The sequence below is a fragment of the Mycobacteriales bacterium genome (assembly GCA_035690485.1).
Lineage (GTDB): Bacteria > Actinomycetota > Actinomycetes > JAFAQI01 > DASSKL01 > DASSKL01.
Genome location: DASSKL010000102.1, coordinates 15,169 through 39,330, shown reverse-complemented (window position 1 = coordinate 39,330; position 24,162 = coordinate 15,169). Strand labels below are relative to the sequence as shown.

The following is a 24,162-nucleotide window of genomic DNA, read 5'->3' as shown; positions in this document are numbered from 1 at the left end:
GCCCACCGCCGACGGGACGGAGACCCCGCCGCCCGCTGGCCTGTCGGCTCCCGTGACCGTCGCGATCCCGATGCGCACGCGGTTCCGCGGCATCACGACCCGCGAGGCGGTGCTCTGGGAGGGGCCGGCCGGTTGGACGGAGTTCTCGCCGTTCTGGGACTACGACGCCGCGGAGTCGGTTGCCTGGTGGCGGGCGGCAGCGGAGTCGGCCGAGCGGCCATGGCCCGCCCCGGTGCGCTCGTCGGTGCCGGTCAACGTCACCGTGCCGGCGGTCGGCCCCGAGCAGGCAGCCGAGGTCGTACGCCGGTCCGCCGGCTGCCGCACGGCGAAGGTGAAGGTTGCCGAGCCGGGGCAGCCCGAGTCGGCCGACCTCGAGCGGGTGGCCGCCGTCCGCGACGCGCTGGGCCCGGGCGGGCACGTGCGGGTCGACGCCAATGCCGCCTGGGACGTCGAGACCGCGGTCGCTCGCATCCGCGCGCTGGACCGGGCGGCGGGTGGGCTGGAGTACGTCGAGCAGCCCTGCCCGACTGTCGAGGAGCTGGCCGCCGTCCGCCGCCGGGTCGACGTGCCGATCGCTGCCGACGAGTCCGTGCGCCGGGCGTCGGACCCGTTGCGGGTGGCCCGGCTGGGCGCGGCGGACATCGTCGTGCTCAAGGTGCAGCCGCTCGGCGGCGTGCACGCCTGCCTGCGGCTGGCCGACGAGTGCCGGTTGCCGGTGGTCGTGTCGTCCGCGCTGGAGACCTCGGTCGGCATCGCCGCAGGTGTCGCGCTGGCCGCCGCGCTGCCGGAGCTGCCGCACGCCTGTGGTCTCGCGACCGTGCAGCTGCTGACCGCCGATGTGGTCGACGACCCGTTGCTGCCGGTCGACGGAGCCCTGCCGGTGCGACGTCCGGCACCCTCGCCCGAGATGCTCGCCGCCGTCGCCGCGGACGAGCAGGCCACGGAGCTGTGGCGGGTGCGCCTGCACGCGGTGCGGGCGCTGGCGTGAACCCCTCGACCGTCTTCGCGACCGTGCTGGTCGACGAGCTCGTGCGCTGCGGCGTACGCGAGGCCGTCCTCTCGCCCGGGTCCCGCAACGCCCCGCTGTCGTTCGCCTTGCACGCCGCCGATGCCGACGGGCGGTTGCGGCTGCACGTGCGCGTCGACGAGCGGTCGGCGGCGTTCCTCGCGCTCGGCCTGGCCAAGGCCTCGGGCGCGCCGGTGCCGGTCTGCTGCACCTCGGGCACGGCCGCGGCCAACCTGCACCCGGCAGTCCTCGAGGCGGCGGAGTCGGGCGTGCCGCTGCTCGTGCTCACCGCCGACCGGCCGCCGGAGCTGCGCGGAGCCGGGGCCAACCAGACGGTCGACCAGGTCAAGCTCTACGGGGACGCCGTCCGCCTCTACGCAGAGATCGGCACGCCGTCGGAAGCGGGCGGAGCGGCCTACTGGCGGACCGTGGTCGACCGGACCCTTGCCGCCGCGACCGGCGCCCTGACCGGCGACCCCGGGCCGGTGCATCTCAACCTGCCGCTGCGCGACCCGCTCACCCCCGACTCTGGCACCGCACCGCCCGGCCGGCCGGGCGGTGCGCCGTGGACGCACGTCGGACCGGCCGAGGTGAGACCGGCACCGATCGACCCCCGGCCCGCACGCACGCTGGTCGTCGCCGGTGACGCGCCCGGTGACCTCGGCGTCCGGGCGGTCCGGCTCGCCGAGGCCGCCGGGTGGCCGGTCCTCGCCGAACCTTCCAGCGGCGCGCGGGCGGGAGATCACGCGGTCACGACCTACCCGCTGCTGCTGGCGGTCCCCGGCCTGCTCGACGAGCTGCGACCGGAGCGCGTGCTCGTCGTCGGCCGCCCGACACTGACCCGCGGGGTGCAGGCGCTGCTGCGCGACCCGGCGATTCGCACCGAGGTGCGGGTGGCCGGCCCGCGGTGGGCCGACGCCGGGCGGCAGGCCGCATCCGTCGCGCTGGGTCTGCCGGCGGAGATCGCCGGCGCGGAGCCCGACGCGGACTGGCTGCTCGCCTGGGTCCAGGTGGAGGCCCGCGCCCGCGCCGCTCTCGACGCAGTGCTCGACGGCGAAGGTTCCCTGTCGGGCCTGCGCGTCGCTCGTGACCTCGCTCGCACCGCGCCCGCGGGTTCGCTGGTCCTGCTGGGATCCTCGTTGCCGGTTCGTGACTTCGACATCGCGGCGGGCGACCTCGGCGCACTTCGGGCGCTCGCTAACCGCGGGGTGGCCGGCATCGACGGCACGGTCTCGACCGCGGTCGGCGCGGCGCTCGCGCACCAGCGGACGACGGGCGGCGCACCGGCCTACGCGGTCGTCGGCGACCTGACGTTCCTGCACGACGCGAACGGCCTCGTCATCGGCCCGGGCGAGCCGAGGCCGGACCTGACGATCGTCGTCGTCGACAACGACGGCGGCGGCATCTTCGGGCTGCTGGAGCAGGGCGCGCCCGAGCACGCGGCCGCCTTCGAGCGCATCTTCGGCACGCCGCACGGCACCGACCTGCAGGCGCTGTGCGCGGCCACGCGTACGTCGTACACCCGGGTCGATACGCCGTCCGACCTCGCGGCGGCCGTTCGCCCGAGCGACGGGATCCGGGTCGTCCACATCCGCACCGACCGGCGGCAACTGCTCGCCCAGGTCGAACGCATCCGCGGGGCCGTCGCGACCGCGGTCAGACCGTGAGCGCCTGCCGGATCGGCAGCAGCTTGGCCTCCCACTCGGCGGCCTCTGCCTCGGGGTCGGACTCACCGACGATGCCGCAACCGGCGTAGAGCCGCAGCCGGTCCCCGTCGAGCGCCGCACAGCGCAGCGCGATGCCCCACTCGCCGTCGCCGGCCGCGTCGAGCCAGCCCACCGGTCCGGCGTAGCGGCCGCGGTCCACGTCCTCGAGCTCGGCGATCACCGCGAGTGCGTCCCGGGTGGGAGTGCCGGCCACGGCGGCGGTGGGGTGCAGGGCCGCCACCAGGTCGAGCGCCGAGGCCTCATCGGCGACCCGGCCGCGCACGTCGGTGGCGAGGTGCTGCACGTTGGCGAGCGGCAGGAGGTACGGCGCGGAGGCCGTGACCTCGCTGCAGCACTCCCGCAGGGACGCGGTGACCGAGTCGACCGCGAACCGGTGCTCGTCGAGGTCCTTCGACGACGTCGCCAGGGCCTGGGCCAGCAGGTGGTCCTCCTGCGCGTCGTCACCGCGGGTGATCGTCCCCGCCAGCACCCGCGATCGGACCTCGGTGCCGAGCCGGCGCACCAGCAGCTCCGGCGTCGCGCCGACCAGCCCGTCGACCGCGAAGGTCCAGCAGTCGCCGTAGCGGTCGGCGAGCCGGGCGAGCAGCCAGCGGGGGTCGACGGGCGTCTCGGCCTGCGCGTCGACGGCCTTCGCGAGCACGACCTTGCCGAGCTGGCCGGCGTGGATGCGGCGTACGGCGTCGGCCACCGCGGCCCGCCAGCCGGCCGGCGCGTGCAGGGCGGTCCGGTAGCGCAGGCCCCGCGGCGCCGTGACCGGCTCCATGGCCGTGATGGACGGCGCCGGACCGATCGTCGTGCGCCAGCTCCGGCTGTCGCGGCGACCGACGACGTGGCGCGGCACGACCAGCACCGACGCGCCGGCGTCGTCGAAGGCGAACGACCCGAACGCCACCGGCCCGCTGCCGGGCACCCCCACCTCGTCGACGACGGCCACCGCGGCGAGGTATCGCTGCCACCAGGCCTGCGCCTGCCGGAACCGCCCCGGCCCGCGAAACTCCGCCCGGGCCGCCTCGCCCCAGCCGACCAGACCGTCGCCCTCGCGGACCCACGCCAGCGCGCCCGGCACCGGCAGGCCGTCGAGCAGGGCCCCGGGATCCGGCACCGCGACGGTGGTGACGACCGGAGCGTGCGTACCCTCGGCGGTCGTCATGCGTCCAGCGTAGGTGGGGGTCGACACCGTGCCGCAGCCCAGCATCCGTGATCTTGCCGACAGGCACTGGCGCGGCGAGGTCGACATCGCGCACGTCGAGCACCCGGTGCACCCGGTCGCCGACCGGCAGGCCGACGAGATCGCCGACGGCGTCCTCTACATGAAGAGCATCGCTGCCGCGACCACCCTCGACACCGGCGACGGCCTGGTGATGCTCGACACCGGCAGCCAGCTCGACTCCGACCTCGTCTTCGAGCAGGCCCGCGACTGGCGCCCGGACGCGCCGCTGGCGGCCGCCGTCTACTCGCACCACCACGTCGACCACGTGTTCGGCACCCTGCGGTTCGACGCCGAGGCCACCGACCGCGGCTGGCCCCGCCCGCAGGTCTACGCGCACGCCGGCGTACCCGCGCACTTCGACCGCTACCTGCGCACGCTCGGCTGGAACTCCGCCATCAACCAGCGGCAGTTCGCCCTGCCGATCGACCGTTTCCGCTGGCCCGACGCCTACCGCTACCCCGACGTGACGTACGACGACCGCCTGTCTTTCCACCGCGGCGATCTCACCTTCGAGCTGCGCCACGCCCGTGGCGAGACCGACGACGCGACCTGGACGTGGGTGCCGGAGAAGCGGCTGCTGCACCCCGGCGACCTGTTCATCTACGCGGTGCCCAACGCCGGCAACCCGCAGAAGGTGCAGCGCTACCTGTCGGACTGGGCCGCCGCGCTGCGCGAGATGGCCGGCCTCGGCGCGGAGCTCATGGTCTCCGGGCACGGGCTGCCGGTCTTCGGCGCCGACCGCATCCACGCCGCGCTGACCGACACCGCCGAGCTGCTCGACGCGATCGAGTCGCAGACCCTCGCGCTGATGAACCAGGGCAAGCCGCTCGACGAGGTGCTGCACGCGGTCGAGGTCCCGGCGCACCTGCGGGACAAGCCCTACCTGCGGCCGGTCTACGACCACCCGCAGTTCCTGGTGCGCAACGTCTGGCGACGCTACGGCGGCTGGTACGACGGGGAGCCCGACAACCTGCTGCCCGCACCGCGCCGGCAGCAGGCGGCGGAGTGGGTGGCGCTGGCCGGCGGGGTCGAGGCGGTCCTGTCGCGGGCGCGTGATCTGGCCGACGCGGGCGATGCTCGGATGGCCTGCCACCTGGTCGAGTTCGCCGCGCTGACCGCACCGGACTCGACCGACGTGCACGCGGTGCGTGCGCAGATCTATGCGGCCCGCGCGGCGACGTACGAGTCGTCGATGGCCCGCAACATCCTCAACCACGCGGCCGTGTCGAGCGAGCGGGGCAGGCGCGACCTCGCCGGCGACTACTGAGCCGCGCCGCGGCCGGTGGTCAGCGGCTCACGAAGATCGGTCCCAGCGCGGTCGACGCCAGCCAGTCGAAGATCCAGCGCAGCAGCGGCTGCATGAACGTGCGCCCGACGAGGACCACCGCGGTGCCGAGCCCGAGGCCGGCGACGACGTCGTGCGGGTAGTGCACGCCCGTGTAGACCCGCGAGAACGCGAAGACGATCGCCGCGCACCAGGTGAAGATGCCGAGCCGCCGGTCGACGAACAGCAGCGCCGTGGCGATCGCGCCCGCGACCACCGCATGGTCGGAGGTGAAGGCGAAGTCGGTCGAGCGGTGAGTCAGCACGAGTACGTGCGGCAGCACCCGGAACGGCCGCGGTTCCGCGACCGTGTGCGAGATGAGCTGGTTGAGGCCGAGCGCGACGACCGCGCCGATGCCGCCCCAGAAGACCCCCGCGACACCGGCGATGTCCTCCCGGTAGCGGGCGATCAGGTAGCCGACGACGAGCACCAGGCCGAACAGGATGATCCCGTAGCCGGTGAAGCCCCGCATGAAGCCGTGCAGCCAGTGGCTGTCCTTGGCGAAGTCGTTGATGACGCGGAAGTCGCCCGCGTCACCGGCGGGACCGGCGAGCAGAAGGGTCACGGTGCCTCATTCACATGACGAGTACGACGGATCGGCGACCAGTCTCCCAGCAGCCGCCCGCCGAACGTCGGTGACGCCCCGAACGGCGGTGTGGTGAGATCACCGCCATGAGTGGTCGCCTCGAGGGCAAGGTCGCGGTCGTCACCGGCGGCGGCAACGGCATCGGCCGCGCGTGCTGCGAACGGTTCGCGGAGGAGGGCGCGGCCGTCGTCGTCGCCGACCTCCTCGACGGGCCCGGTGGGGAGACGGTCGAGGCGGTCGAGCGGCTCGGCAGCAAGGCGACGTTCGTGCACCTCGACGCCGCCAGCCCGGCCGACAACGCCACGATGGTGCGCACCGCCGTCGAGGCCTTCGGCGGCATCGACGTGCTGGTCACCGCCGCAGGCATCTCGCACGCCAACTACCAGAGCGGCGACCGCAGCCGCGAGGTGGACATGATCGCCCGGCAGGCGAAGGCGTTGGAGAACCCCGCGCTGCCCTTCCTCGAGCTGACCCTCGACGACTGGCAGCGAGTGGTCGACGTCAACCTCACCGGCACGTTCCTCGCCGTGCAGGCGGCGGCAGCGCACATGGTCGAGACCGGCCGCAAGGGCTCGATCGTCACGATCGCCTCGGTCGCGGCCAAGAACCCCAACGCCGGGCCGCTGCCCTACGCGGTGAGCAAGTCCGGCGTCTGGATGCTGACCAAGCACGTCGCCCGCAGCCTCGGGCCGGCCGGCATCCGCATCAACGCGATCGGGCCGGGGTTCATCGACACCAACATGACCCAGCTGCTGCAGGACATCCCCGAGATCCACCAGCAGTTCCTCGCCACCCTGCCCCTGCAGAAGATGGGCACTCCGCGCGACATCGCCAACACCGCGCTGTTCCTCGCGAGCGACGAGGCGGGCTACTACACCGGTGCGATCCTGCATCCCGACGGCGGCTACTTCACCGGCTGAGCGGTCGCCCTGCAGGTCTTCCCGGCCGCGCAGCCGCAAGGGTGCTGCCCCGGGCCGGGGGCTAGATGCTCGGGTACGGCGTACCGCGCGGCGCGACTGCCTCTACCAGGAACTCCACGGTCACCAGGTCGCCCGGCTGCACCCCGACGGGCAGCGAAGTGAGCCCTTCCTGGTCGAGCAGGTCCTGGGCGGTCAGCGGCGCGCCGCCCGGCGTCTGGGCCTGGTAGAAGAAGCAGTTCACGGAGAACGACTGCTGATCGGAGCCTTTCGTCTGGCTGCCGATGAGGAAGGACTGCCCGGCATCGATCAGCAGGACGCTGACCGACGTCGGCACCAGCACGTCATGCGTCCCGTAGATGTGCGCGGCGCCCCATCCGCCGGACCGGTTCGAGCTGTTGTCGTTCACCACGAGAGTCGCCGGCTCGGCGGACTGTGGCGACCCGCCGCACTGACCGGTGATCGTCGTCATGCCGTTGCCCGCGGGGTTCGGCGTCGCCTTGACGGCGGCGGCCGCAGGAGTGGCACCCATCAGCGCGGCGACGACGAGGAACGTGCCGGTGACACAGCTCCGATGGCGCATGAGTCCTCCACGTCGGTAGGGGTGCCCGGCCCGGTGTGATTTGGGCGGACATGGTGCCCAACAGGACTGCCTGCCATCACGCTCAGATACCGGACGTCTTGTCAGCGCGGCAACCTGAGCCGACCATGCACCTGACGCGAGCGCCGCACCTGACGCGATCGCGGAGAACACGGCGCCGGAAGGGGGGCCGCAGATGGCTCACTACCTGATCGAGGTCGGTTACACACCCCAGGCATGGAATAGCCAGGTCGAAACGCAACCGAATGTCGTGGACCGGATCACGCCGGCCGTCAAGGCGGCGAAGGGCAAGATCGAGTCGGTGTACTACGCGTTCGGAGACGCCGATCTGGTCTGCATCATCGACTTCCCGACGGCGGAGGACGCCGCGGGTTTCGCTCTTGCCGTGACGAGCGGTGGCGCCCTGCGGTCCTACAAGACCACCCCGCTGCTCACGGTGGACCAGGGCATCACCGCCATGCGACGCGCCGCCGAGATCCGTGCGAAGTACACCTCGCCGTTGACGGTCGACCTGGTCGGCGGGCGCGCGTCGACGAAGGCCCGCGCTTGACAGTGGGTCGGCGATCGCACGGCAACGCCGCTCCGCCGAACGATGCGCCAGGTGGTGTCCGAGGGGGGAGTTGAACCCCCACGCCCTTGCGGGCACTAGGCCCTCAACCTAGCGCGTCTGCCATTCCGCCACTCGGACTTGGACTGCGCCGGTTCCCCGTGACAGGGGTCGCTCCACCGGCCGCAGCGAGAGCCAACGCTACACGATCGCGGCGGGCCTCAGCCCGGCGTCCCGGCGTACTTCGCGGCCAGCGCGAGCACCATCTGGACGTACCAGTCGGCGTGGTTGTAGTTCCAGATCGCGGTGTAGAGACCGCCCGACGTCGCCGCTCCGTTGCGGCACAGGTAGCGGGCAGCGGTGAAGATCGCGTCCGCCGGATCCAGGATGTTGACGACCCCGTCGCCGTCGCCGTCCACGGCGTTCGCGGCGAAGGTCGCCGGCAGGAACTGCATCGGCCCCATGGCGCCGGCGTACGACGTGGACGTGTCCCGCCCGTGCCCGCTCTCCACCTGCCCGATGGCGGCGAGCACGGTCCACGACAACCCCGGACACGTCGCGGCTGCCGAGTGGTAGAGCGCCATGTAGTCCGCGGAGCCCGGCAGGATGCCGACTGCGGAGGCCTGCGCGGTGGTGATCCGGGCGATCGCGAGCCGTTGCGCGGCCAGCTCCGCCCGCGCCGACTCGATCGCCTGCAGCGTGCCGACCCGTGCCTGCGCCTGGTCGAGCAGCTGCTGCTCCTGGTCGAGCAGTGCCTGCATGCGATCCGACACCTGCTGCACCGACCGCGCGGTCTCGACCTTGGCGGTGACCCGTGCCGCGGCCGCGCCGGCCGTCACGTCGGCCTGCCGGGCTTCGCCGGCGAGCGCGTCGGACACCGACTTGTCGATCGAGACGACCGCGCGCACGTAGGTCAGCCGACCGGACAGGTCCGCGAAGCTGTCCGCGTCGAGCACGGAGGCGTAGAGCGCCAGCGGCCCGCCCGACATGTAGAGCCCTCTAACCCGGTCGTTGACCTGCTGCTGGGCAGCGTCGGCTTCGTTCGCGAGCTGCTGCGCGGCGCGCTGGGCGAGCACCCCCTGCGTGACGCTCGCGCCGAGGTCGGTCAGCGCGGCGTCGTACGACGACGCAGCCGTGGTCGCCTGCTTCTGCAGCTGCTGCACCTGCGCCAGGATCGCGCGCGCCTTCGCCTGGGCGTCGGAGACCGACTCGGCTCCGGCGGGACGGGCGAAGGGCAGCACGGCGCCCGCGGCCACGACGGCAACGGCGGCGCAGCGCACGGCGCGGCCGCGGATGCCGACGAACGACCCCATACCGATCACGTCGGCGCCGCGGAACACCGCCTGAAGCACGTGGGCGCCGGCCTTCGGGCGCCGCGGGCGACTGGAACCGCCGCTCGGGATGCTGCAGGCTGCAGTCCGGAGCAGCCGTCAACGAAGGAGCACCGTGCCCGCCGCCGAGCCGACCGCCGCCGAGCAGGAGGTCGTCGACCTCTGCCGTGATCTCATCCGCATCGACTCGGCCAATCCCACGAGCAACGAGCGCAAGGCGGCGGAGTACGTCGCGGAGAAGCTCTCCGACGTCGGGCTCACCCCCGAGGTCTACGAGTCGCAGCCGGGCCGGGCCAGCGTCGTGACACGCATCCCTGGAGCCGACCCCTCACGGGGAGCACTGCTCATCCACGGCCACCTCGACGTCGTGCCGGCCGATGCCGCCGACTGGAGCGTGCACCCCTTCTCCGGGGAGATCCGCGACGGTTGCATCTGGGGCCGCGGGGCCGTCGACATGAAGGACATGGACGCGATGACGCTCGCGGTTGTCCGCGACGTGGCCCGCAGTGGGCGAAAGCCCCCGCGTGACGTCGTCGTCGCGTTCGTCGCCGACGAGGAGGCGGGCGGGGTCTTCGGCGCGCGCTACCTCGTCGACCAGCACCCCGGACTCTTCGAGGGCTGCACCGAGGCGATCAGCGAGGTCGGGGGATTCAGCATTACGGTCGGCGACCGCCGGCTCTACCCGATCGAGACCGCGGAGAAGGGCATGGCCTGGATGCGGTTGACCGCCCGCGGCCGCGCCGGGCACGGCTCGATGATCAACGCCGACAACGCGGTGACGGCCCTGGCAGCTGCCGTCGCCCGGATCGGCGCGCACGAGTTCCCGGTGCGCCTCACGCCCACCGTGCGGGCGTTCCTCGTCGAGGCGGCCGCGGCGCTCGGCCTGCAGCTGGATCCGCAGACCGCCACCGACGCCGAGCTGGAGGCGACACTGACCAAGCTCGGGCCGGTCGCCAAGGCACTGCACGCGACTCTGCGCAGCACCGCGAACCCCTCGATGCTCGAGGCCGGCTACAAGGTCAACGTCATCCCGCAGGCCGCGCACGCGCAGGTCGACGGGCGCTTCCTGCCGGGTTTCGAGGACGAGTTCTTCGCCGCGATCGACGAGCTGCTCGGCCCGGGCGTCGAGCGCGAGATGGTGCACCACGACATCGCCTACGAGACGACGTTCGACGGCCCGCTGGTCGATGCGATGGTCGCCGCCGTGCGCGCGGAGGACCCCGACGCGCGGCCGGTGCCCTACTGCCTGTCGGGTGGCACCGACGCCAAGTCGTTCTCGCGGCTCGGCATGCGTTGCTTCGGCTTCTCACCGCTTCGGCTGCCGCCCGAGCTCGACTTCATGGGCATGTTCCACGGCGTCGACGAGCGGGTGTCGATCGAGGGCCTGAAGTTCGGCGTACGCGTCCTCGACCGCCTTCTCGCCACCTGCTAGAGGGCCGGCCGGCTAGAGCGTCGCGCGGACCCGGATGATCTTCCGGCGGAGGATCACGCGCCGGCTGCCGTCGGGGTAGAGGCGCAGCCGGTCGAGCTCCCAGTGCCCGTACTCCGCGTGGTCGGTCAGCACGCGCTGCGCCGCCCGCCGGGAGGTGCCGCGCGGGAGGTACATCCGCTGGTACTCCCAGTCAGCCATCGCCCGCCCATTCTGCCCTGCCGCCGTCGTCGGGGAGGCACAACAGCGCCCATGGCCGGTCCGACACGCGGGTCATGACGAGCACCGCCCGGGTCGGTCCGGCCAGGGGCAGCCGGCGCCGGATGGCGGCGACGTCGCCGGCCAGCCCTCTGCGGCGTACGTCCAGGGCGCCCACCTCGTGCCGGCGCACGGCCGCCTTGATGTCACGCAGCCGCCACGGCATCGACTCCAGCACGCGCAGGCAGCGGCCGAACGGCGTACGCACGGGCCGGTCGGTGGTCAGGAACGCGATGCGGTCGTCGATCTTGCACGCGCCGAGCATCCGGGCCAGCTCCTCGACCGCCCCCGCCCGCGTGACGGCAGGGCTGGGGTCGAGGAGGTACGCCGCGGGCGGAGCCGTCGCCACCGGAGGACCGTCGCAGGGCACGAGCGTGTGGCCGCCGGGCAGGACGGTGGCCCGCGAGGCCGTCGTCGCGTAGGCCGGCGACCACAGCACGGCCTCCTTGAGATCGCGACCCACCGCCACGAACTCGGTCTCCCAGCCGGCGGGGACAGCGGAGCGGTCGAGACCCGGCGCGGCCTTGACGGTCACCTGCGCCACCCGGTCGGCGAGCCCGAAGCACCAGTCCAGCGGCGGCTCCGACCGGCCGTGCGCTCGGCCGTGCTCGTCCCGGCGGGCCGGGTCGACGAAGACGGCGTCGGCAGCGGAGAGGTCGGTGTCGCGCACGTCCTCGACCCGTGCCGCGGCCGCCACTCCGTAGACCGAGGCGTTGTGCTCGGCCATCGCCGCGTGCACCGGGTCGCGGTCGACGCCGCAGGTCTCGCGCCCGTCGCCCAGGGCCAGCAGGTCACCGCCGATCCCGCAGCACAGGTCGACCACCCGGCCCGGCGCCACCCGCCCGGCGCGGTGTCGTGCGACCAGCTCCGAGGAGGCCTGCTCCAGCCCCTCACGGGTGAAGAACATGGCCGCCGCCCGATCGAACTTCGCCGCGGCTCGCTCCCGCAGCTCGGCCTGGGCGAAGGCGGCCGCGACCAGGTCGGGCGGCCACGCCGACCGCAGCCGGGTCGCCCGCGCGAGGTCCCGCGGCCCCTCGGCCGCCGCGGCGAGCAGCCCCGGCGCCGCGCGCAGCGCCGCGAACAGCTCCGGGGTCAGAAGTGCTCCGGGTAGCTGCGCCTCGGCGCCGACACGTCGTCGAGCGCCGCGACGATCTCTGCGGGCAGCACGACGTTCTCCGCGTCGAGGGATCCGGCCAGCTGCCCGGCGGTGCGCGCCCCCACGATCGGCGCGACGACGCCGGGCCGGTCGCGCGCCCAGGCCAGTGCCACCGCGACCGGGGAGACCCCGAGCCCGTCGGCCGCGGTGAGCACCGCGCCGACGATTCGGTCTGCCCGCTCACCGAGGTAGGGCTGCACGAACCGGCTGTACTGCGGCGACGCGCCGCGCGAGTCGGCCGGCGTGCCCTCGCGGTACTTGCCGGTCAGCACCCCGCGGCCCAGCGGTGACCACGGCAGGACCCCGACACCGAGGTCCATCGCGGCCGGCAGGACCTCGCGCTCGATCCCGCGCTGCAGCAGCGAGTACTCCATCTGCGTCGACACGATCGGGGCACGGCCCGGCCACGCCTGCTGCCACGTCGCAGCTTTCGCGGTCTGCCAGCCGTTGTAGTTGGAGATCCCGACGTAGCGGGCGCGGCCCGACGACACCGCGGCATCGAGCGCGGCCAGCGTCTCGTCGAGCGGCGTGTCGGGGTCGTAGGCGTGCAGCTGCCACAGGTCGACGTACGCCGTCTGCAACCGCTCGAGCGACGCGTCGAGGGCGGCGAGCAGGTGCCGCCGTGACGCGTCCCGGCGGCGGTCACCCCCGCGCACCGAGACGGCCTTGGTGGCCAGCACGACCCGCTCGCGGTGGCTGCCGTCACGGAGCAGCCGGCCGAGGATCCGCTCGCTCTCGCCGTCGACGTAGACGTCGGCGGTGTCGACCAGCGTGCCGCCCGCGTCGAGGAACGTCGACAGCTGCGCCGCCGCGTCGTCCTCGTCGGTGTCCCGCCCCCACGTCATCGTGCCGAGGGCGAGCCGGGAGACGTAGAGGCCGGTGCGACCCAGGCGGCGTTGGTCCACGGCTGCGCAGGCTACCGTCGCCCCACCATGGGAACGCTGCTGCTCGTCCGGCACGGGCTCACCGAGCAGACCGGGCCGGTGCTCACCGGTTGGACGCCGGGCGTGCACCTCGACGACCGCGGCCGCGAGCAGGCCCGCGCGCTGGGTGAGCGGCTGGCCGGCCTGCCGCTGGCAGCCCTGGTGTCCAGCCCGCTCGAGCGCTGCCAGGACACTGCGGCCGCGATCGCCGCCGGGCGTGACCTGGAGGTGCAGACCGACGAGCGGCTGGGGGAGTGCCGCTACGGCGCCTGGACCGGCCAGGAGATCAAGAAGCTGGTCAAGGACCCGCTGTGGAAGGTGGTGCAGGCCCATCCGTCGGCGGTGACGTTCCCCGAGGGCGAGGCGCTGCGCGACACGCAGGCCCGGGCGCTGGCCGCCGTGCGGGACTGGGACGCCCGGCTCGGCGGGGAGGCGACGTGGTGCGCGGTCAGCCACGGCGACGTCATCAAGGCGATCGCGGCCGACGCCCTGGGGATGCACCTCGACGCCTTTCAGCGGATCACGGTCAACCCGTGCTCGCTGACGGTGATCCGCTACACCCCGCTGCGTCCTTTCGTGCTCCGTCTCAACGACAGCGGAGGCAGTGTCGACGACCTGCGCCCACCCAAGGGCCGGCGCCGTCGCAAGGCCTCCTCCGACGCCGCCGTCGGAGGCGGCGCGGGCGGCTCCGCCTGACGTTTCGTCGCGTCCCGGTCGACATAGGGTGACCGCATGCCGCGACAGGTCCACGAGTTCGACCCACCGGACCGGTTCGTCGCGGGCACGGTCGGCGCGCCCGGCGAGCGGACCTTCTACCTGCAGGCCACGGGCGCGGGGCGGCTGGTCAGCGCGGCGCTGGAGAAGGTGCAGGTCTCAGCCCTCGCGGAGCGGGTCGACCAGATCCTCGACGAGGTGCGCCGCCGCGAGGGGGCCGACTCCGACGTGCCGGTGACCGTGCCCGCCGAGGCCGAGGATCTGGCCCCCCTCGACACGCCGCTGCTCGAGGACTTCCGGGTCGGCACGATCGGGCTGGCATGGGAGCCCGAGACGCGCCAGATCGTGATCGAGGCGCAGGCCGTGAGCGAGAGCGGCGAGGCCGCCGACCTCGTCGAGGACGACGCCACCGAGGGGCCGGACCTGCTGCGGGTGCGCCTGTCCCCGATGGCGGCGCGCGCGTTCGCGAAGCGGGCGTCGTCGCTGGTCGCGGCCGGCCGGCCGACCTGCCAGCTGTGCGGGCTGCCGATGGACCCGGCCGGCCACGTCTGCCCCCGGCAGAACGGTCATCGCGGGTGATCCCACCGGCGCTCTCGCTGGAGGACGCGCTGCGACTGCTGCGCGACGGGACGATGACGGTCGAAGGCCGGATCCTCGACGCGTCCAACGCCACGCTCTACTGCACGATCACGCTCGACGACGTCGAGTCGGCCTGCGTCTACAAGCCGATCTCCGGGGAGCGGCCGCTCTGGGACTTCCCGACCGGCACCCTGGCCTACCGGGAGGTCGCGGCCTACGCCGTGTCCGCCGCCACCGGCTGGGACATCGCCCCGCCGACCGTGCTGCGCGACGGACCGTTCGGGCCCGGCATGGTGCAGCTCTGGATCGACGTCGACGAGACCGTGGACCTGGTCGCGCTGGCCCGCTCCGACCACCCGCAGCTGCAACGGATGGCGGTGTTCGACGCGGTCGTCAACAACGCCGACCGCAAGGGCGGCCACCTGCTGCCGACCACCGACGGGCACGTGTTCGGCGTCGACCACGGCGTGTGCTTCTCGGTCGAGGACAAGCTGCGCACGCTGCTGTGGCAGTGGCGCGGCCGGCGGCTGCCCGACGAGGCGCTCGACACCCTGTCGGCCGTGCGGGCGCTGCTCGAAGGCCCGCTCCGCGAGACCCTGTGCACCCTGCTCGCGCCGCGCGAGGTGGCTGCCACGGTCGTTCGGGTCGACCGGCTGCTGACGACGTCGCGCTACCCGCAGCCCTCCGAGGAGTGGCCCGCCATCCCGTGGCCACCTTTCTAGCCTCGAGCCGCCACGCAGGGCTTCGCTAGACGAGGCGCGACTTCTGCACCTTGCCCATGGGGTTTCTCGGCAGTGACTCGACGAAGCGGATCTCCCGCGGCCGCTTGTGCGGGGCGAGACTCCGGGCTACGTGGTCGATCAGCGCTTCGCCGGTGACGCCCTCGGCGACCACCCACGCGACGATCCGCTCGCCGAGGTCGTCGTCGGCGAGGCCGAGCACCGCGGCTTCCGCGACGGCCGGGTGGCCGAGCAGGGCGTTCTCGACCTCGCCGGCGCCGATCTTGTAGCCGCCGGACTTGATCAGGTCGGTGGCCTTGCGGCCGACGATGCGCAGCTGGCCGTCGTCGGCGTACGACGCGAGGTCGCCGGTGCGGAACCAGCCGTCCTCGGTGTACGCCGCCGCAGTGGCCGACGGGTTGTCGAGGTAGCCGCTGAAGACGCTCGGCCCGCGCACGTGCACCTCTCCGATGCCGTCGGACACGTCGGCGAGCCGCAGCTCGACCCCCGGGAGGGGGGTGCCCACGCAGCCCGGGCGGCGCTCGCCGCCGGCGCGCGCGGCGGTCGTGATCAGCGTCTCGGTCAGCCCGTAGCGTTCGGCGACCCGGTGCCCCGACTGCGCCGCGACGCGCTCGAAGACCGGCACCGGCAGCGCGGCCGAGCCCGACACGAGCAGCCGCGCGCCCCGCATCTCGTCGAGGTCTGCGCCGGACAGCCGCGACCACATCGTCGGCACCGCGAAGTACAGCGACGCGTCACACGGCCCGAACCGCGGCAGGTGGCGCAGCGGCGACCCGATCCGCAGCGGGCCGAGCACGCCGAGCACGAGGCCGTGCACGTGGAACAGCGGCAGCGCGTGTGCGAGCACGTCGGCGGCCGTCCACGCCCAGGTGTCGGCCAGCGCGTCGAGGTCGAAAGCCAGGGCGCGGCGGGGGAGCACCGCGCCCTTGGGCGGGCCGGTCGTCCCCGAGGTGTAGATGATCAGCGCCGCGCCCTCGTCGGCCGGCGGTGCCGGGGGCAGGTCCGCACGCGCGCCGATGTCGAACCGGTCGAGGAACGCGTCGGGCTGGCTGTCGCGGATCACGTGCTCGCGCTCTGCCACGCCGGCGGCGGGGTTCAGCGGGACTGCGGTCGCCCCGGCGGCGATCACGCCCGCCACCGCGACCGCGGTCGACAGCGACGGGGTGGCCTCGACCAGCACCCGCCGGTGCCCGGTGACGCGCGCGGCGATCGCCCCCACGGCTCCGGCGAGCTCTTCCCCGGCCAGCGCGCCGTCGGCGAACCGCAGGTCGGCACGGCCGTCGTAGAGCGCGCTCAGCATGCGACCAGCCTGGCACGCACGCCGCGGATACCCTGCGGGCATGCAGTCCTGGGCCGCCGTCGACGTGCCTCACCTGCCCGGCCGCGGTCCGGCGCTGCAGGTCTTCGACACGGCCTCGCAGTCGCTCCAGGAGATCGAGCCGGGCGCAGGTGAGCCCGCGCGGATGTACGTCTGCGGCATCACGCCCTACGACGCGACCCACCTCGGCCACGCCGCCACCTACCTGTCCTTCGACCTGCTCCAGCGGGTCTGGCGCGACCGCGGTCACCGGGTGCACTACGTGCAGAACGTCACCGACGTCGACGACCCGCTCTTCGAGCGCGCCGCGCAGACCGGCGACGACTGGGAGCAGCTCGGGCTGCGCGAGGTCGAGCTGTTCCGCACGGACATGGCCGCGCTGCGCGTCCTGCCGCCCGACGACTACGTCGGTGCGGTCGAGGCGATCCCACGCATCGTCGGGTTGATCGAGCGGCTGTGCGAGCGGGGGGCTGCCTATGAGCTCGACGGCGACGTCTACTTCGCGGCCGACGCATCACCGCACTTCGGCCAGGTGAGCCATCTCGCCCCGGCGGCGATGGTCGCGCTCTCGCGCGAGCGCGGCGGCGATCCCGACCGGCCGGGCAAGAAGGACCCGGTCGACTGCCTGCTCTGGCAGGCCCGGCGCCCGGGCGAGCCGGCGTGGGAGTCGCCGTTCGGGCCCGGCCGGCCCGGCTGGCACGTCGAGTGCGCCGCGATCGCGCTCGACCGGCTCGGCCCCACGATCGACGTGCAGGGCGGGGGCAACGACCTCGTCTTCCCGCACCACGAGCTCGGCGCCGCCGAGGCACACGCCGCGACCGGCGAGTGGCCCTTCGCCCGGGCCTTCGTCCACGCCGGCATGGTCGGCCTCGACGGTGAGAAGATGTCGAAGTCCCGGGGCAACCTCGTCTTCGTGCACAAGCTGCGCGCCCACACCGACCCGATGGCGGTGCGGCTCGCGCTCCTCGCCCATCACTACCGGGGTGACTGGCACTGGTCGCTCGACGACCTGCCGGCAGGGGAGCGGCGGCTGGACACGTGGCGCGCCGGCGTACGCCGACCCAGCGGCCCCGACGGCGCGGCGCTGCTCGCCGAGGTGCGGGCGGCGCTGGCAGCCGACCTCGACGCCCCGCAGGCGCTGGCCGCCGTCGACCGCTGGGCCGCGGGGGACGGCGCCGACGCCGGGGCGCCGGCGATGGTGCGCGACACGGTCGACGCGCTGCTCGGCGTCGCGCTCTAGTGCCGAGCCGCTAACCGTCGCCGGGGCTGGGCCAGCCGGGGTTCTCCCCGCGCCGGCGCAGGTAGCGCTCGAACTCCCGCGCGATCGCCTCGCCGCTCGCCTCCGGCAGGTCGGTCTCGGGCTCCCGCGACTCGAGCTGGCGCACGTAGTCACCGATCTCGCTGTCCTCGCGGGCCAGCTCGTCGACGCCGCGCTCCCAGGCGCGCGCCTGCTCGGGGAGGTCGCCGAGGGGTACGCCGACGCCGAGCACGTCCTCGACCCGGTTGAGCAGCGACAGCGTGGCCTTCGGGCACGGGGGCTGCGCCACGTAGTGCGGCACCGCCGCCCACAGGGAGACCGACGGCAGGCCACCGTGGGCGCAGTAGTCCTGGAAGACCCCGACGATGCCGGTCGGCCCTTCGTAGCGGGACCGCTCAAGGTCGAGCCGGTCCGCGGTCTCCTGGTCCGACGCGGTGCCCGTCACCGGCACCGGGCGGGTGTGGGGCGAGTCCGACAGCAGCGCGCCGAGGGTGACGACGAACTCGACGCCGAGCTCCTTCGCCATCCCGAGCAGCTCGTCGCAAAAGCCGCGCCAGCGCATGTTGGGCTCCAGGCCGCGCAGCAGGACGACGTCGCGGTCCAGGCTCTCGTCCTGGTCGCGGGAGGCGACCGACAGCCGGGTGGTCGGCCACTCGATGCGCCGGGTCACCCCGTCGATCAGCGACACGGTCGGACGGTTGACCTGGAAGTCGTAGTAGTCGTCGGGGTCGAGGGCCGCGAGCGGGCGGGCACCCCAGACCCGCTCCAGATGCTCGACCGCGCCGGTGGCCGCGTCGGCCGCGTCGTTCCACCCCTCGAACGCCGCGATCAGCGCCGGCCGCTCCAGGTGGGGCAAGTCGTGGGTCACGGTGCCGCGGCTCCTCGTGCCGATCGGGTCTCCTGGGCGGCAGCACCGATGAGGCCGGCGACCAGTGCTGGCCACTGCAAGGGTACGTCGTGCAGCGCCCCCGCCCAGCGTTGCAGCCGAGGCGCGTCGAGGGCCTCCGTCGCTCGCTGCAGGCCCGCTTCCTTGCGCAGCGCCCAGCCCACCGTGCGGGCGTCGCGCTCGACGGTCGGCAACGGCTCGCACGACACCAGCCAGACGGGGCACCGCACACCGGCGTAGAGCGCCGTCGGGTCGAAGTCGAGCAGCGTGTCGACGATCCGCATGTGCCGCTCGAACGTCAGCCGCGCCCGCGCCAGCCCGTCGTCCCCGACCGCGAAGCCGGGCAGGACGGCCGCCGCCAGGTCCTCGGACCACCAGGGCCCGAGCGGCCCGCGTGCGAGCATCCCGACCAGCTCGTCGGGCGGCAGCGCGAACCGCGGCGGCTCCATGCGCTGCCGCAGCTGCTCGCGCGGCAGCTCGCGGTCGCCGGGCACGGTGAAGCCGCCGTCGATGGCGACCACGGCGAGCGCGCGCTCGGCGTGCCGGGCGGCGAACGTCAACGCAACCGACGCACCCCACGAGTGGCCGACGACCACCGCGCGAGACAGCCCCAGCGCGTCGAGCGCCGTCGCCACGTCGTCGGCCGCCGCCTCCTGCGAGAAGTCCGGGGCGCTGTCGTCCGGCGACTCGCTGTCGCCGTGGCCGCGCTGGTCGAGCGCGACCACCGGCGCACCCAGCAGGCTCGGGACGACGAGGTCCCAGAAGTGCCGCTGCGACGACAGCCCGTGCAGCAGGACGATGGGCGGGCCGGCGCCCGGCCAGCGGGTGGCGCCGAGGCGGATCCCCGCGCCCGGCAGCGTCACGTCGATGCCGCCGGCCACCGGCGTACGCCGACCGAGCGCGCGTGGCACGGTCGCCTCAGGTGGTGTGCACGATCAGCACGTCGCACTTCGCCCGGTGGCTGACGTTGGCCGGCACCGAGCCCAGCAGCCGGCCGGCGAGGCTGTGCAGGCCGCGGTTGCCGACGACGACGAGGTCGACGCCGTGCCGGTCGGCGCTGGCGACGATCTGGTCGACCGGGTCGCCCTGCACCGGCTCCAGCCGCACGTCGGTGGCGCCGGCCGTCTTGGCGCGGGCCGCGGCGTCACGCAGCACGTCCTCCGCCGGGTTGGACCCCATGACCTGGTAGGCCTGCTCGCCGAGCTCGGCCGCCGCGCGCGCCTTCTCCCGGTCGGACAGCGGCTGGTAGGCGCACAGCAGCACCAGCGTGGCGCCGGCGTCGCGCGCCAGCGCGGCCGCCCGGTCGACGGCGCGGTAGGACGACTCGGAGCCGTCGGTCCCCACGAGCACCGTGCGGTAGCTGGCCACGTGCACCTCCGTTGAGATCGTCGGGCCGCACGCTACCCGCCGGAGGCGGCCGCTACGCGAACTGGGCGACGCAGGTCACGCCGGTAGACTGAGGCGTCGGTCCGCTCCCCGGGAAGCCCACATCGTGTCCGCTACGTCCGCGTCGCTACTGCGCGCGCTCTCCGAGCGCGTGGTCGTCGCCGACGGTGCGATGGGCACCATGCTGCAGGCCTACGACCTCTCGCTCGACGATTTCGAGGGCCACGAGGGCTGCAACGAGATCCTGAACGTCAGCCGACCCGACGTCGTCCGCGCGATCCACGACGCCTACCTCGATGTCGGTTGCGACGCGGTCGAGACCAACACGTTCGGCGCCAACCTGGCCAACCTCGGCGAGTACGGCATCGCCGACCGCATCCACGAGCTGGCGCTCGCCGGCGCGCGGATCGCCCGCGAGGCGGCCGACGCCCGGTCGAGTGACGACCGGCCGCGCTGGGTGCTCGGCTCGGTCGGGCCCGGCACGAAGCTGCCTACCCTCGGCCACGTCACCTACCGGGAGCTGCGCGACGCCTATGCCGCGCAGGTGACCGGCATGATCGAGGGCGGCGTGCATGCCGTGCTCGTCGAGACCGCGCAAGACCTCCTGCAGGCCAAGGCGGCAGTCAACGGGGCGCGTCGGGCCTACGCCGAGACCGGCACCCGGCTCCCGTTGTTCGTGCAGGTGACCGTCGAGACAACCGGCACGATGCTGCTGGGCAGCGAGATCGGTGCGGCGCTGACCGCGCTCGAGCCGCTGGAGATCGACCTCATCGGGCTCAACTGCGCGACCGGCCCGGCGGAGATGAGCGAGCACCTGCGCTACCTCGCCCAGCACGCCCGCATCGGCCTGTCGGCGATGCCCAACGCCGGCCTGCCCGAGCTCACCGCCGACGGCGCCCGCTACCCGCTCACCCCCGAGCAGCTGGCCGACGCCCACGACACGTTCACCCGCGACTACGGGCTCGCCCTGGTCGGCGGTTGTTGCGGCACCACCCCCGAGCACCTGCGACTGGTGGTCGACCGGGTCCATGGCCGCGAGCTGCGGCGGCGCGAGCCGGTGTTCGAGCCGTCGGCCGCGAGCCTCTACCAGCCGGTGCCGTTCCGGCAGGACACGACCTACCTGACGATCGGCGAGCGCACCAACGCCAACGGCTCCAAGGCGTTCCGCGACGCGATGCTCGCCGGCCAGTGGGACCGCTGCGTCGAGATCGCCCGCGAGCAGACCCGCGACGGTGCCCACCTGCTCGACGTCTGCATCGACTACGTCGGCCGTGACGGCGTCGCCGACATGGCCGAGATCGCCGGCCGTTTCGCCACCGCCTCGACGCTGCCGTGCGTGCTCGACTCCACCGAGCGCGACGTCGTCGAGGCCGGGCTCGAGCGGCTCGGCGGCCGGTGCGTGGTCAACTCGGTCAACTACGAGGACGGCGACGGCCCCGACTCGCGGATTGCCCGCATGATGCCGCTGGTCCGCGAGCACGGCGCCGCCGTGGTCGCGCTCACCATCGACGAGGAGGGCCAGGCCCGCACGGCCGAGTGGAAGGTCAGGGTCGCCGATCGGCTCATCGACGACCTCACGACCAACTGGGGCATGGACGTCGGCGACATCATCGTCGACTGCCTGACCTTCCCGATCGCCACCGGTCAGGAGGAGACCCGCCGCGACGGGCTCGAGACGATCGAGGCCATCCGGCAGGTGAAGGCCCGCCACCCCGGCGTACAGACGACGCTCGGCGTGTCCAACGTGTCGTTCGGCCTGAATCCCGCCGCACGCCAGGTGCTCAACTCGGTCTTCCTGCACGAGTGCGTGCAGGCGGGCCTCGACTCGGCGATCGTGCACGCGGCCAAGATCCTGCCGCTGTCGCGGATCCCCGACGAGCAGCGCGAGGTCGCGCTCGACCTCGTCCACGACCGTCGCCGGGAGGGCTACGACCCGCTCGAGCGCTTCCTGGCGTTGTTCGAGGGCGTCGACGCGCAGGCGGCGCGGCAGTCGCGGGCCGAGGAGCTCGCCTCCCTCCCACTGGCCGATCGGCTGCAGCGGCGGATCATCGACGGTGAGCGGGGCGGCCTGGAGGCCGACCTCGACGAGGCGATGGGCATCGGCTGGTCGCCGCTGGAGATCATCAACGAGCACCTGCTCGAAGGCATGAAGGTCGTCGGCGAGCTCTTCGGCTCCGGGCAGATGCAGCTGCCGTTCGTGCTGCAGTCGGCCGAGGTGATGAAGGCTGCGGTCGCGCACCTCGAGCCGCACATGGAGGCGACCGGCGAGTCGGGCAAGGGCACGATCGTGCTCGCCACGGTCAAGGGCGACGTGCACGACATCGGCAAGAACCTCGTCGACATCATCCTGTCCAACAACGGCTACCGCGTCGTCAACCTCGGCATCAAGCAGCCGGTCTCGGCGATCCTCGACGCCGCCGACGAGAGTGCCGCCGATGCGATCGGCATGAGCGGGCTGCTCGTCAAGAGCACGGTGATCATGAGGGACAACCTCGAGGAGATGAACTCCCGCGGCCTCGCCTCCCGCTGGCCGGTGCTGCTCGGCGGCGCGGCGCTCACCCGGGCCTACGTCGAGCACGACCTCGCCGAGCTCTTCGACGGCGAGGTGCGCTACGCGCGCGACGCGTTCGAGGGGCTGCGGCTCATGGACGCCGTGATGGCGGTCAAGCGGGGTGAGCCCGGCGCCGCGCTGCCCGCGCTGCGGGGGCCGCGGGTCAGTGCCCGCGCGCGCGTCGAGGAGACCCCGCCGGAGGAGATGCCGGCCCGTTCCGACGTCGCGGTCGACGCGCCCATCCCGACGCCGCCGTTCTGGGGCGACCGGGTGGTCAAGGGCATCCCGCTCGGCGACTACGCGGCGATGCTCGACGAACGCGCGACGTTCCTCGGCCAGTGGGGGCTGCGGCCGTCGCGGGGCGAGGGCGGCCCGTCGTACGACGACCTGGTCGAGACCGAGGGGCGCCCGCGGCTGCGGATGTGGCTCGAGCGGATGCAGGCCGAGCGCATGGTCGAGGCCGGCGTGGTCTACGGCTACTTCCCGTGCGTCAGCAAGGGCGACGACCTCATCGTCCTCGGCGAGGACGGCGGGGAACGGACCCGCTTCACCTTCCCCCGGCAGCGTCGTGACCGGCACCTGTGCCTGGCCGACTTCTTCCGGCCCGAGGAGTCGGGGGAGACCGACGTCGTCTGCTTCCAGCTGGTGACGGTCGGCTCCCGGATCAGCGAGGTGACGGCGGAGCTGTTCGCCCGCGACGCCTACCGCGACTACCTCGAGCTGCACGGTCTGTCGGTGCAGCTGACCGAGGCGCTGGCGGAGTTCTGGCACCGGCGGGTGCGCGACGAGCTCGGCATCGCCGGCGACGACGCCACGTCGCTGGACGAGGTGCTGGCCCATCAGGGCTACCGCGGCTCGCGCTACTCGTTCGGCTACCCGGCCTGCCCGGACCTCGAGGAACGCGCCAAGGTCGTCGAGCTGCTGCACCCGGACCGCATCGGCGTGACGCTGTCCGAGGGCTGCCAGCTGCACCCCGAGCAGTCGACCGACGCGATCGTCGTCCACCACCCCGAGGCGAAGTACTTCAACGCCAAGTGAGCGGGGTCGCCGCCGCGGTCCTCTTCGACATGGACGGCCTGCTCGTCGACTCGGAGCCGCTCTGGACCGTTGCCGAGGAGGAGCTCGCCGCCGAGTTCGGCGGTGTCTGGTCGGAGCAGATCAAGGCGGCGATCGTCGGGACCCGGCTCGACGTCTCGGTGCCGGCGATCCTGGAGTGGTACGCCGTGCCGCCGACCCCCGACCGGGTCGAGTGGGCCGCGTCATTCCTGCTGCGACGGATGGTGGAGCTCTTCGAGTCCGAGCTGCCGCTGGCACCGGGCGCCGTGACGCTGCTCGATGCCCTCGGCGCCCGCCGGGTGCCGGTGGGCCTGGTCTCGTCCTCCTACCGCGTCCTCGTGGAGGCGGCGCTCGGGCAGCTCGGCCGGGAGCGGTTCGCGGTGACGCTGGCCGGTGACGAGGTCGGGCACGGCAAGCCGCACCCGGAGCCCTACCTGACGGCATGCGCCGCCCTGGGCGTCGACCCGGCCGGCTGCGTGGTGCTGGAAGACGCCCCCTCGGGGATCGCCGCGGCGGAGGCGGCCGGCTGCATCGCGGTCGCGGTGCCGAGCGTCGCGGCGATCGTCGCGACGCCTCGCCGCCCGGTGGTCGAGTCGCTGGCCGACATCGACCCCGACTGGCTGCTGAGCCTGCCGGACCACCCTGCGGCGGTCTGACCC

Annotated in this window: 23 protein-coding genes and 1 tRNA gene; 12 read left to right on the top strand and 12 right to left on the bottom strand. The window is 73.6% G+C overall.

Annotated features, from left to right (window positions below):
• Positions 1 to 70 precede the first annotated feature (70 nt).
• Together VFJ21_15300 and menD are read left to right on the top strand one after the other, a co-directional pair.
• Positions 71 to 988, top strand: coding sequence for an o-succinylbenzoate synthase (locus VFJ21_15300; protein ID HET7408488.1), 918 nt, complete (start codon positions 71 to 73; stop codon positions 986 to 988).
• Positions 985 to 2,673 carry a 2-succinyl-5-enolpyruvyl-6-hydroxy-3-cyclohexene-1-carboxylic-acid synthase gene (gene menD, locus VFJ21_15295; GenBank protein HET7408487.1) on the top strand — a complete coding sequence of 563 codons (1,689 nt, stop codon included), beginning with the start codon at positions 985 to 987 and terminating at the stop codon, positions 2,671 to 2,673. Before VFJ21_15300 ends, menD begins: the two co-directional genes overlap by 4 nt.
• On the opposite strand, the gene VFJ21_15290 is transcribed toward menD, so the two are convergent.
• The gene (locus VFJ21_15290; GenBank protein HET7408486.1) at positions 2,663 to 3,883 is read right to left on the bottom strand and encodes an isochorismate synthase; all 1,221 of its coding nucleotides are present in this window, start codon (positions 3,881 to 3,883) and stop codon (positions 2,663 to 2,665) included. The genes menD and VFJ21_15290 overlap by 11 nt on opposite strands.
• Before the next feature lie 13 nt (positions 3,884 to 3,896).
• Here VFJ21_15290 and VFJ21_15285 point away from each other — a divergent pair, with 13 nt between their 5' ends.
• Positions 3,897 to 5,210, top strand: coding sequence for an alkyl sulfatase dimerization domain-containing protein (locus tag VFJ21_15285; protein HET7408485.1), 1,314 nt, complete (start codon positions 3,897 to 3,899; stop codon positions 5,208 to 5,210).
• 19 nt (positions 5,211 to 5,229) lie between these two features.
• On the opposite strand, the gene VFJ21_15280 is transcribed toward VFJ21_15285, so the two are convergent.
• A complete protein-coding gene (locus VFJ21_15280) occupies positions 5,230 to 5,832 on the bottom strand; it encodes a phosphatase PAP2 family protein (protein ID HET7408484.1) in 603 nt (200 codons plus the stop codon).
• 107 nt (positions 5,833 to 5,939) lie between these two features.
• Between VFJ21_15280 and VFJ21_15275 the strand changes: the two genes are divergently transcribed.
• Positions 5,940 to 6,773: an SDR family oxidoreductase gene (locus VFJ21_15275; GenBank protein ID HET7408483.1), complete on the top strand. Its 834-nt coding sequence runs from the start codon at positions 5,940 to 5,942 to the stop codon at positions 6,771 to 6,773.
• A gap of 61 nt (positions 6,774 to 6,834) precedes the next feature.
• On the opposite strand, the gene VFJ21_15270 is transcribed toward VFJ21_15275, so the two are convergent.
• Positions 6,835 to 7,353 (bottom strand): hypothetical protein, encoded by a 519-nt coding sequence (locus VFJ21_15270; GenBank protein ID HET7408482.1) that lies wholly within the window; start codon positions 7,351 to 7,353, stop codon positions 6,835 to 6,837.
• A gap of 193 nt (positions 7,354 to 7,546) precedes the next feature.
• Here VFJ21_15270 and VFJ21_15265 point away from each other — a divergent pair, with 193 nt between their 5' ends.
• Positions 7,547 to 7,921 carry a GYD domain-containing protein gene (locus tag VFJ21_15265; GenBank protein HET7408481.1) on the top strand — a complete coding sequence of 125 codons (375 nt, stop codon included), beginning with the start codon at positions 7,547 to 7,549 and terminating at the stop codon, positions 7,919 to 7,921.
• Positions 7,922 to 7,973: 52 nt separating this feature from the next.
• Here VFJ21_15265 and VFJ21_15260 read toward each other — a convergent pair.
• Both VFJ21_15260 and VFJ21_15255 read right to left on the bottom strand, forming a co-directional pair.
• A tRNA-Leu gene (locus tag VFJ21_15260) sits at positions 7,974 to 8,059 on the bottom strand.
• An 80-nt stretch (positions 8,060 to 8,139) separates the two neighbouring features.
• Positions 8,140 to 9,270 carry a lytic murein transglycosylase gene (locus tag VFJ21_15255; protein ID HET7408480.1) on the bottom strand — a complete coding sequence of 377 codons (1,131 nt, stop codon included), beginning with the start codon at positions 9,268 to 9,270 and terminating at the stop codon, positions 8,140 to 8,142.
• Between the two features lie 94 nt (positions 9,271 to 9,364).
• On the opposite strand from VFJ21_15255, the gene VFJ21_15250 reads away from it, so the two are divergent.
• Entirely contained in the window at positions 9,365 to 10,681 is a 1,317-nt protein-coding gene (locus VFJ21_15250; GenBank protein ID HET7408479.1) for a M20/M25/M40 family metallo-hydrolase, read from the top strand.
• Positions 10,682 to 10,693: 12 nt separating this feature from the next.
• On the opposite strand, the gene VFJ21_15245 is transcribed toward VFJ21_15250, so the two are convergent.
• From VFJ21_15245 to VFJ21_15235, 3 genes are all read right to left on the bottom strand, one after another.
• Positions 10,694 to 10,879, bottom strand: coding sequence for a DUF5703 family protein (locus VFJ21_15245; GenBank protein ID HET7408478.1), 186 nt, complete (start codon positions 10,877 to 10,879; stop codon positions 10,694 to 10,696).
• Entirely contained in the window at positions 10,872 to 11,843 is a 972-nt protein-coding gene (locus VFJ21_15240; GenBank protein HET7408477.1) for a class I SAM-dependent methyltransferase, read from the bottom strand. The genes VFJ21_15245 and VFJ21_15240 overlap by 8 nt, the downstream gene beginning before the upstream one ends.
• Positions 11,844 to 12,028: 185 nt before the next feature.
• Complete coding sequence (locus tag VFJ21_15235) at positions 12,029 to 12,997, bottom strand: aldo/keto reductase (protein HET7408476.1); 969 nt, start codon at positions 12,995 to 12,997, stop codon at positions 12,029 to 12,031.
• 27 nt (positions 12,998 to 13,024) lie between these two features.
• Between VFJ21_15235 and VFJ21_15230 the strand changes: the two genes are divergently transcribed.
• From VFJ21_15230 to VFJ21_15220, 3 genes are read left to right on the top strand one after another with little or no spacing between them, the layout of a single operon-like run.
• The gene (locus VFJ21_15230) at positions 13,025 to 13,711 is read left to right on the top strand and encodes a histidine phosphatase family protein (protein ID HET7408475.1); all 687 of its coding nucleotides are present in this window, start codon (positions 13,025 to 13,027) and stop codon (positions 13,709 to 13,711) included.
• Between the two features lie 36 nt (positions 13,712 to 13,747).
• Positions 13,748 to 14,308, top strand: coding sequence for a DUF3090 domain-containing protein (locus VFJ21_15225; protein HET7408474.1), 561 nt, complete (start codon positions 13,748 to 13,750; stop codon positions 14,306 to 14,308).
• Positions 14,305 to 15,030 (top strand): SCO1664 family protein, encoded by a 726-nt coding sequence (locus VFJ21_15220; protein HET7408473.1) that lies wholly within the window; start codon positions 14,305 to 14,307, stop codon positions 15,028 to 15,030. The genes VFJ21_15225 and VFJ21_15220 overlap by 4 nt, the downstream gene beginning before the upstream one ends.
• 25 nt (positions 15,031 to 15,055) lie before the next feature.
• On the opposite strand, the gene VFJ21_15215 is transcribed toward VFJ21_15220, so the two are convergent.
• Entirely contained in the window at positions 15,056 to 16,348 is a 1,293-nt protein-coding gene (locus tag VFJ21_15215) for an AMP-binding protein (GenBank protein HET7408472.1), read from the bottom strand.
• 40 nt (positions 16,349 to 16,388) lie between these two features.
• On the opposite strand from VFJ21_15215, the gene mshC reads away from it, so the two are divergent.
• Positions 16,389 to 17,606 (top strand): cysteine--1-D-myo-inosityl 2-amino-2-deoxy-alpha-D-glucopyranoside ligase, encoded by a 1,218-nt coding sequence (gene mshC / locus VFJ21_15210; GenBank protein HET7408471.1) that lies wholly within the window; start codon positions 16,389 to 16,391, stop codon positions 17,604 to 17,606.
• A gap of 10 nt (positions 17,607 to 17,616) precedes the next feature.
• On the opposite strand, the gene VFJ21_15205 is transcribed toward mshC, so the two are convergent.
• From VFJ21_15205 to VFJ21_15195, 3 genes are read right to left on the bottom strand one after another with little or no spacing between them, the layout of a single operon-like run.
• Complete coding sequence (locus VFJ21_15205; protein HET7408470.1) at positions 17,617 to 18,492, bottom strand: PAC2 family protein; 876 nt, start codon at positions 18,490 to 18,492, stop codon at positions 17,617 to 17,619.
• Positions 18,489 to 19,421, bottom strand: coding sequence for an alpha/beta hydrolase (locus tag VFJ21_15200; protein HET7408469.1), 933 nt, complete (start codon positions 19,419 to 19,421; stop codon positions 18,489 to 18,491). Before VFJ21_15200 ends, VFJ21_15205 begins: the two co-directional genes overlap by 4 nt.
• Before the next feature lie 7 nt (positions 19,422 to 19,428).
• Positions 19,429 to 19,878, bottom strand: coding sequence for a universal stress protein (locus VFJ21_15195; GenBank protein ID HET7408468.1), 450 nt, complete (start codon positions 19,876 to 19,878; stop codon positions 19,429 to 19,431).
• Positions 19,879 to 20,002: 124 nt separating this feature from the next.
• Between VFJ21_15195 and metH the strand changes: the two genes are divergently transcribed.
• Entirely contained in the window at positions 20,003 to 23,485 is a 3,483-nt protein-coding gene (gene metH, locus VFJ21_15190) for a methionine synthase (protein ID HET7408467.1), read from the top strand.
• A complete protein-coding gene (locus VFJ21_15185) occupies positions 23,482 to 24,159 on the top strand; it encodes an HAD family phosphatase (GenBank protein ID HET7408466.1) in 678 nt (225 codons plus the stop codon). The genes metH and VFJ21_15185 overlap by 4 nt, the downstream gene beginning before the upstream one ends.
• Positions 24,160 to 24,162 lie beyond the last annotated feature (3 nt).

What these genes read in the sequence shown, in the direction of transcription:
- VFJ21_15225 (HET7408474.1), top strand. Translation starts at nt 13,748, where the DNA reads ATGCCGCGACAGGTCCACGAGTTCGACCCACCGGACCGGTTCGTCGCG.
- mshC (HET7408471.1), top strand. Translation starts at nt 16,389, where the DNA reads ATGCAGTCCTGGGCCGCCGTCGACGTGCCTCACCTGCCCGGCCGCGGT.
- VFJ21_15270 (HET7408482.1), bottom strand. Translation starts at nt 7,353, where the DNA reads ATGCGCCATCGGAGCTGTGTCACCGGCACGTTCCTCGTCGTCGCCGCG.
- VFJ21_15240 (HET7408477.1), bottom strand. Translation starts at nt 11,843, where the DNA reads ATGTTCTTCACCCGTGAGGGGCTGGAGCAGGCCTCCTCGGAGCTGGTC.
- VFJ21_15230 (HET7408475.1), top strand. Translation starts at nt 13,025, where the DNA reads ATGGGAACGCTGCTGCTCGTCCGGCACGGGCTCACCGAGCAGACCGGG.
- VFJ21_15245 (HET7408478.1), bottom strand. Translation starts at nt 10,879, where the DNA reads ATGGCTGACTGGGAGTACCAGCGGATGTACCTCCCGCGCGGCACCTCC.
- VFJ21_15275 (HET7408483.1), top strand. Translation starts at nt 5,940, where the DNA reads ATGAGTGGTCGCCTCGAGGGCAAGGTCGCGGTCGTCACCGGCGGCGGC.
- VFJ21_15290 (HET7408486.1), bottom strand. Translation starts at nt 3,883, where the DNA reads ATGACGACCGCCGAGGGTACGCACGCTCCGGTCGTCACCACCGTCGCG.
- VFJ21_15265 (HET7408481.1), top strand. Translation starts at nt 7,547, where the DNA reads ATGGCTCACTACCTGATCGAGGTCGGTTACACACCCCAGGCATGGAAT.
- VFJ21_15300 (HET7408488.1), top strand. Translation starts at nt 71, where the DNA reads ATGCGCACGCGGTTCCGCGGCATCACGACCCGCGAGGCGGTGCTCTGG.
- VFJ21_15215 (HET7408472.1), bottom strand. Translation starts at nt 16,348, where the DNA reads ATGCTGAGCGCGCTCTACGACGGCCGTGCCGACCTGCGGTTCGCCGAC.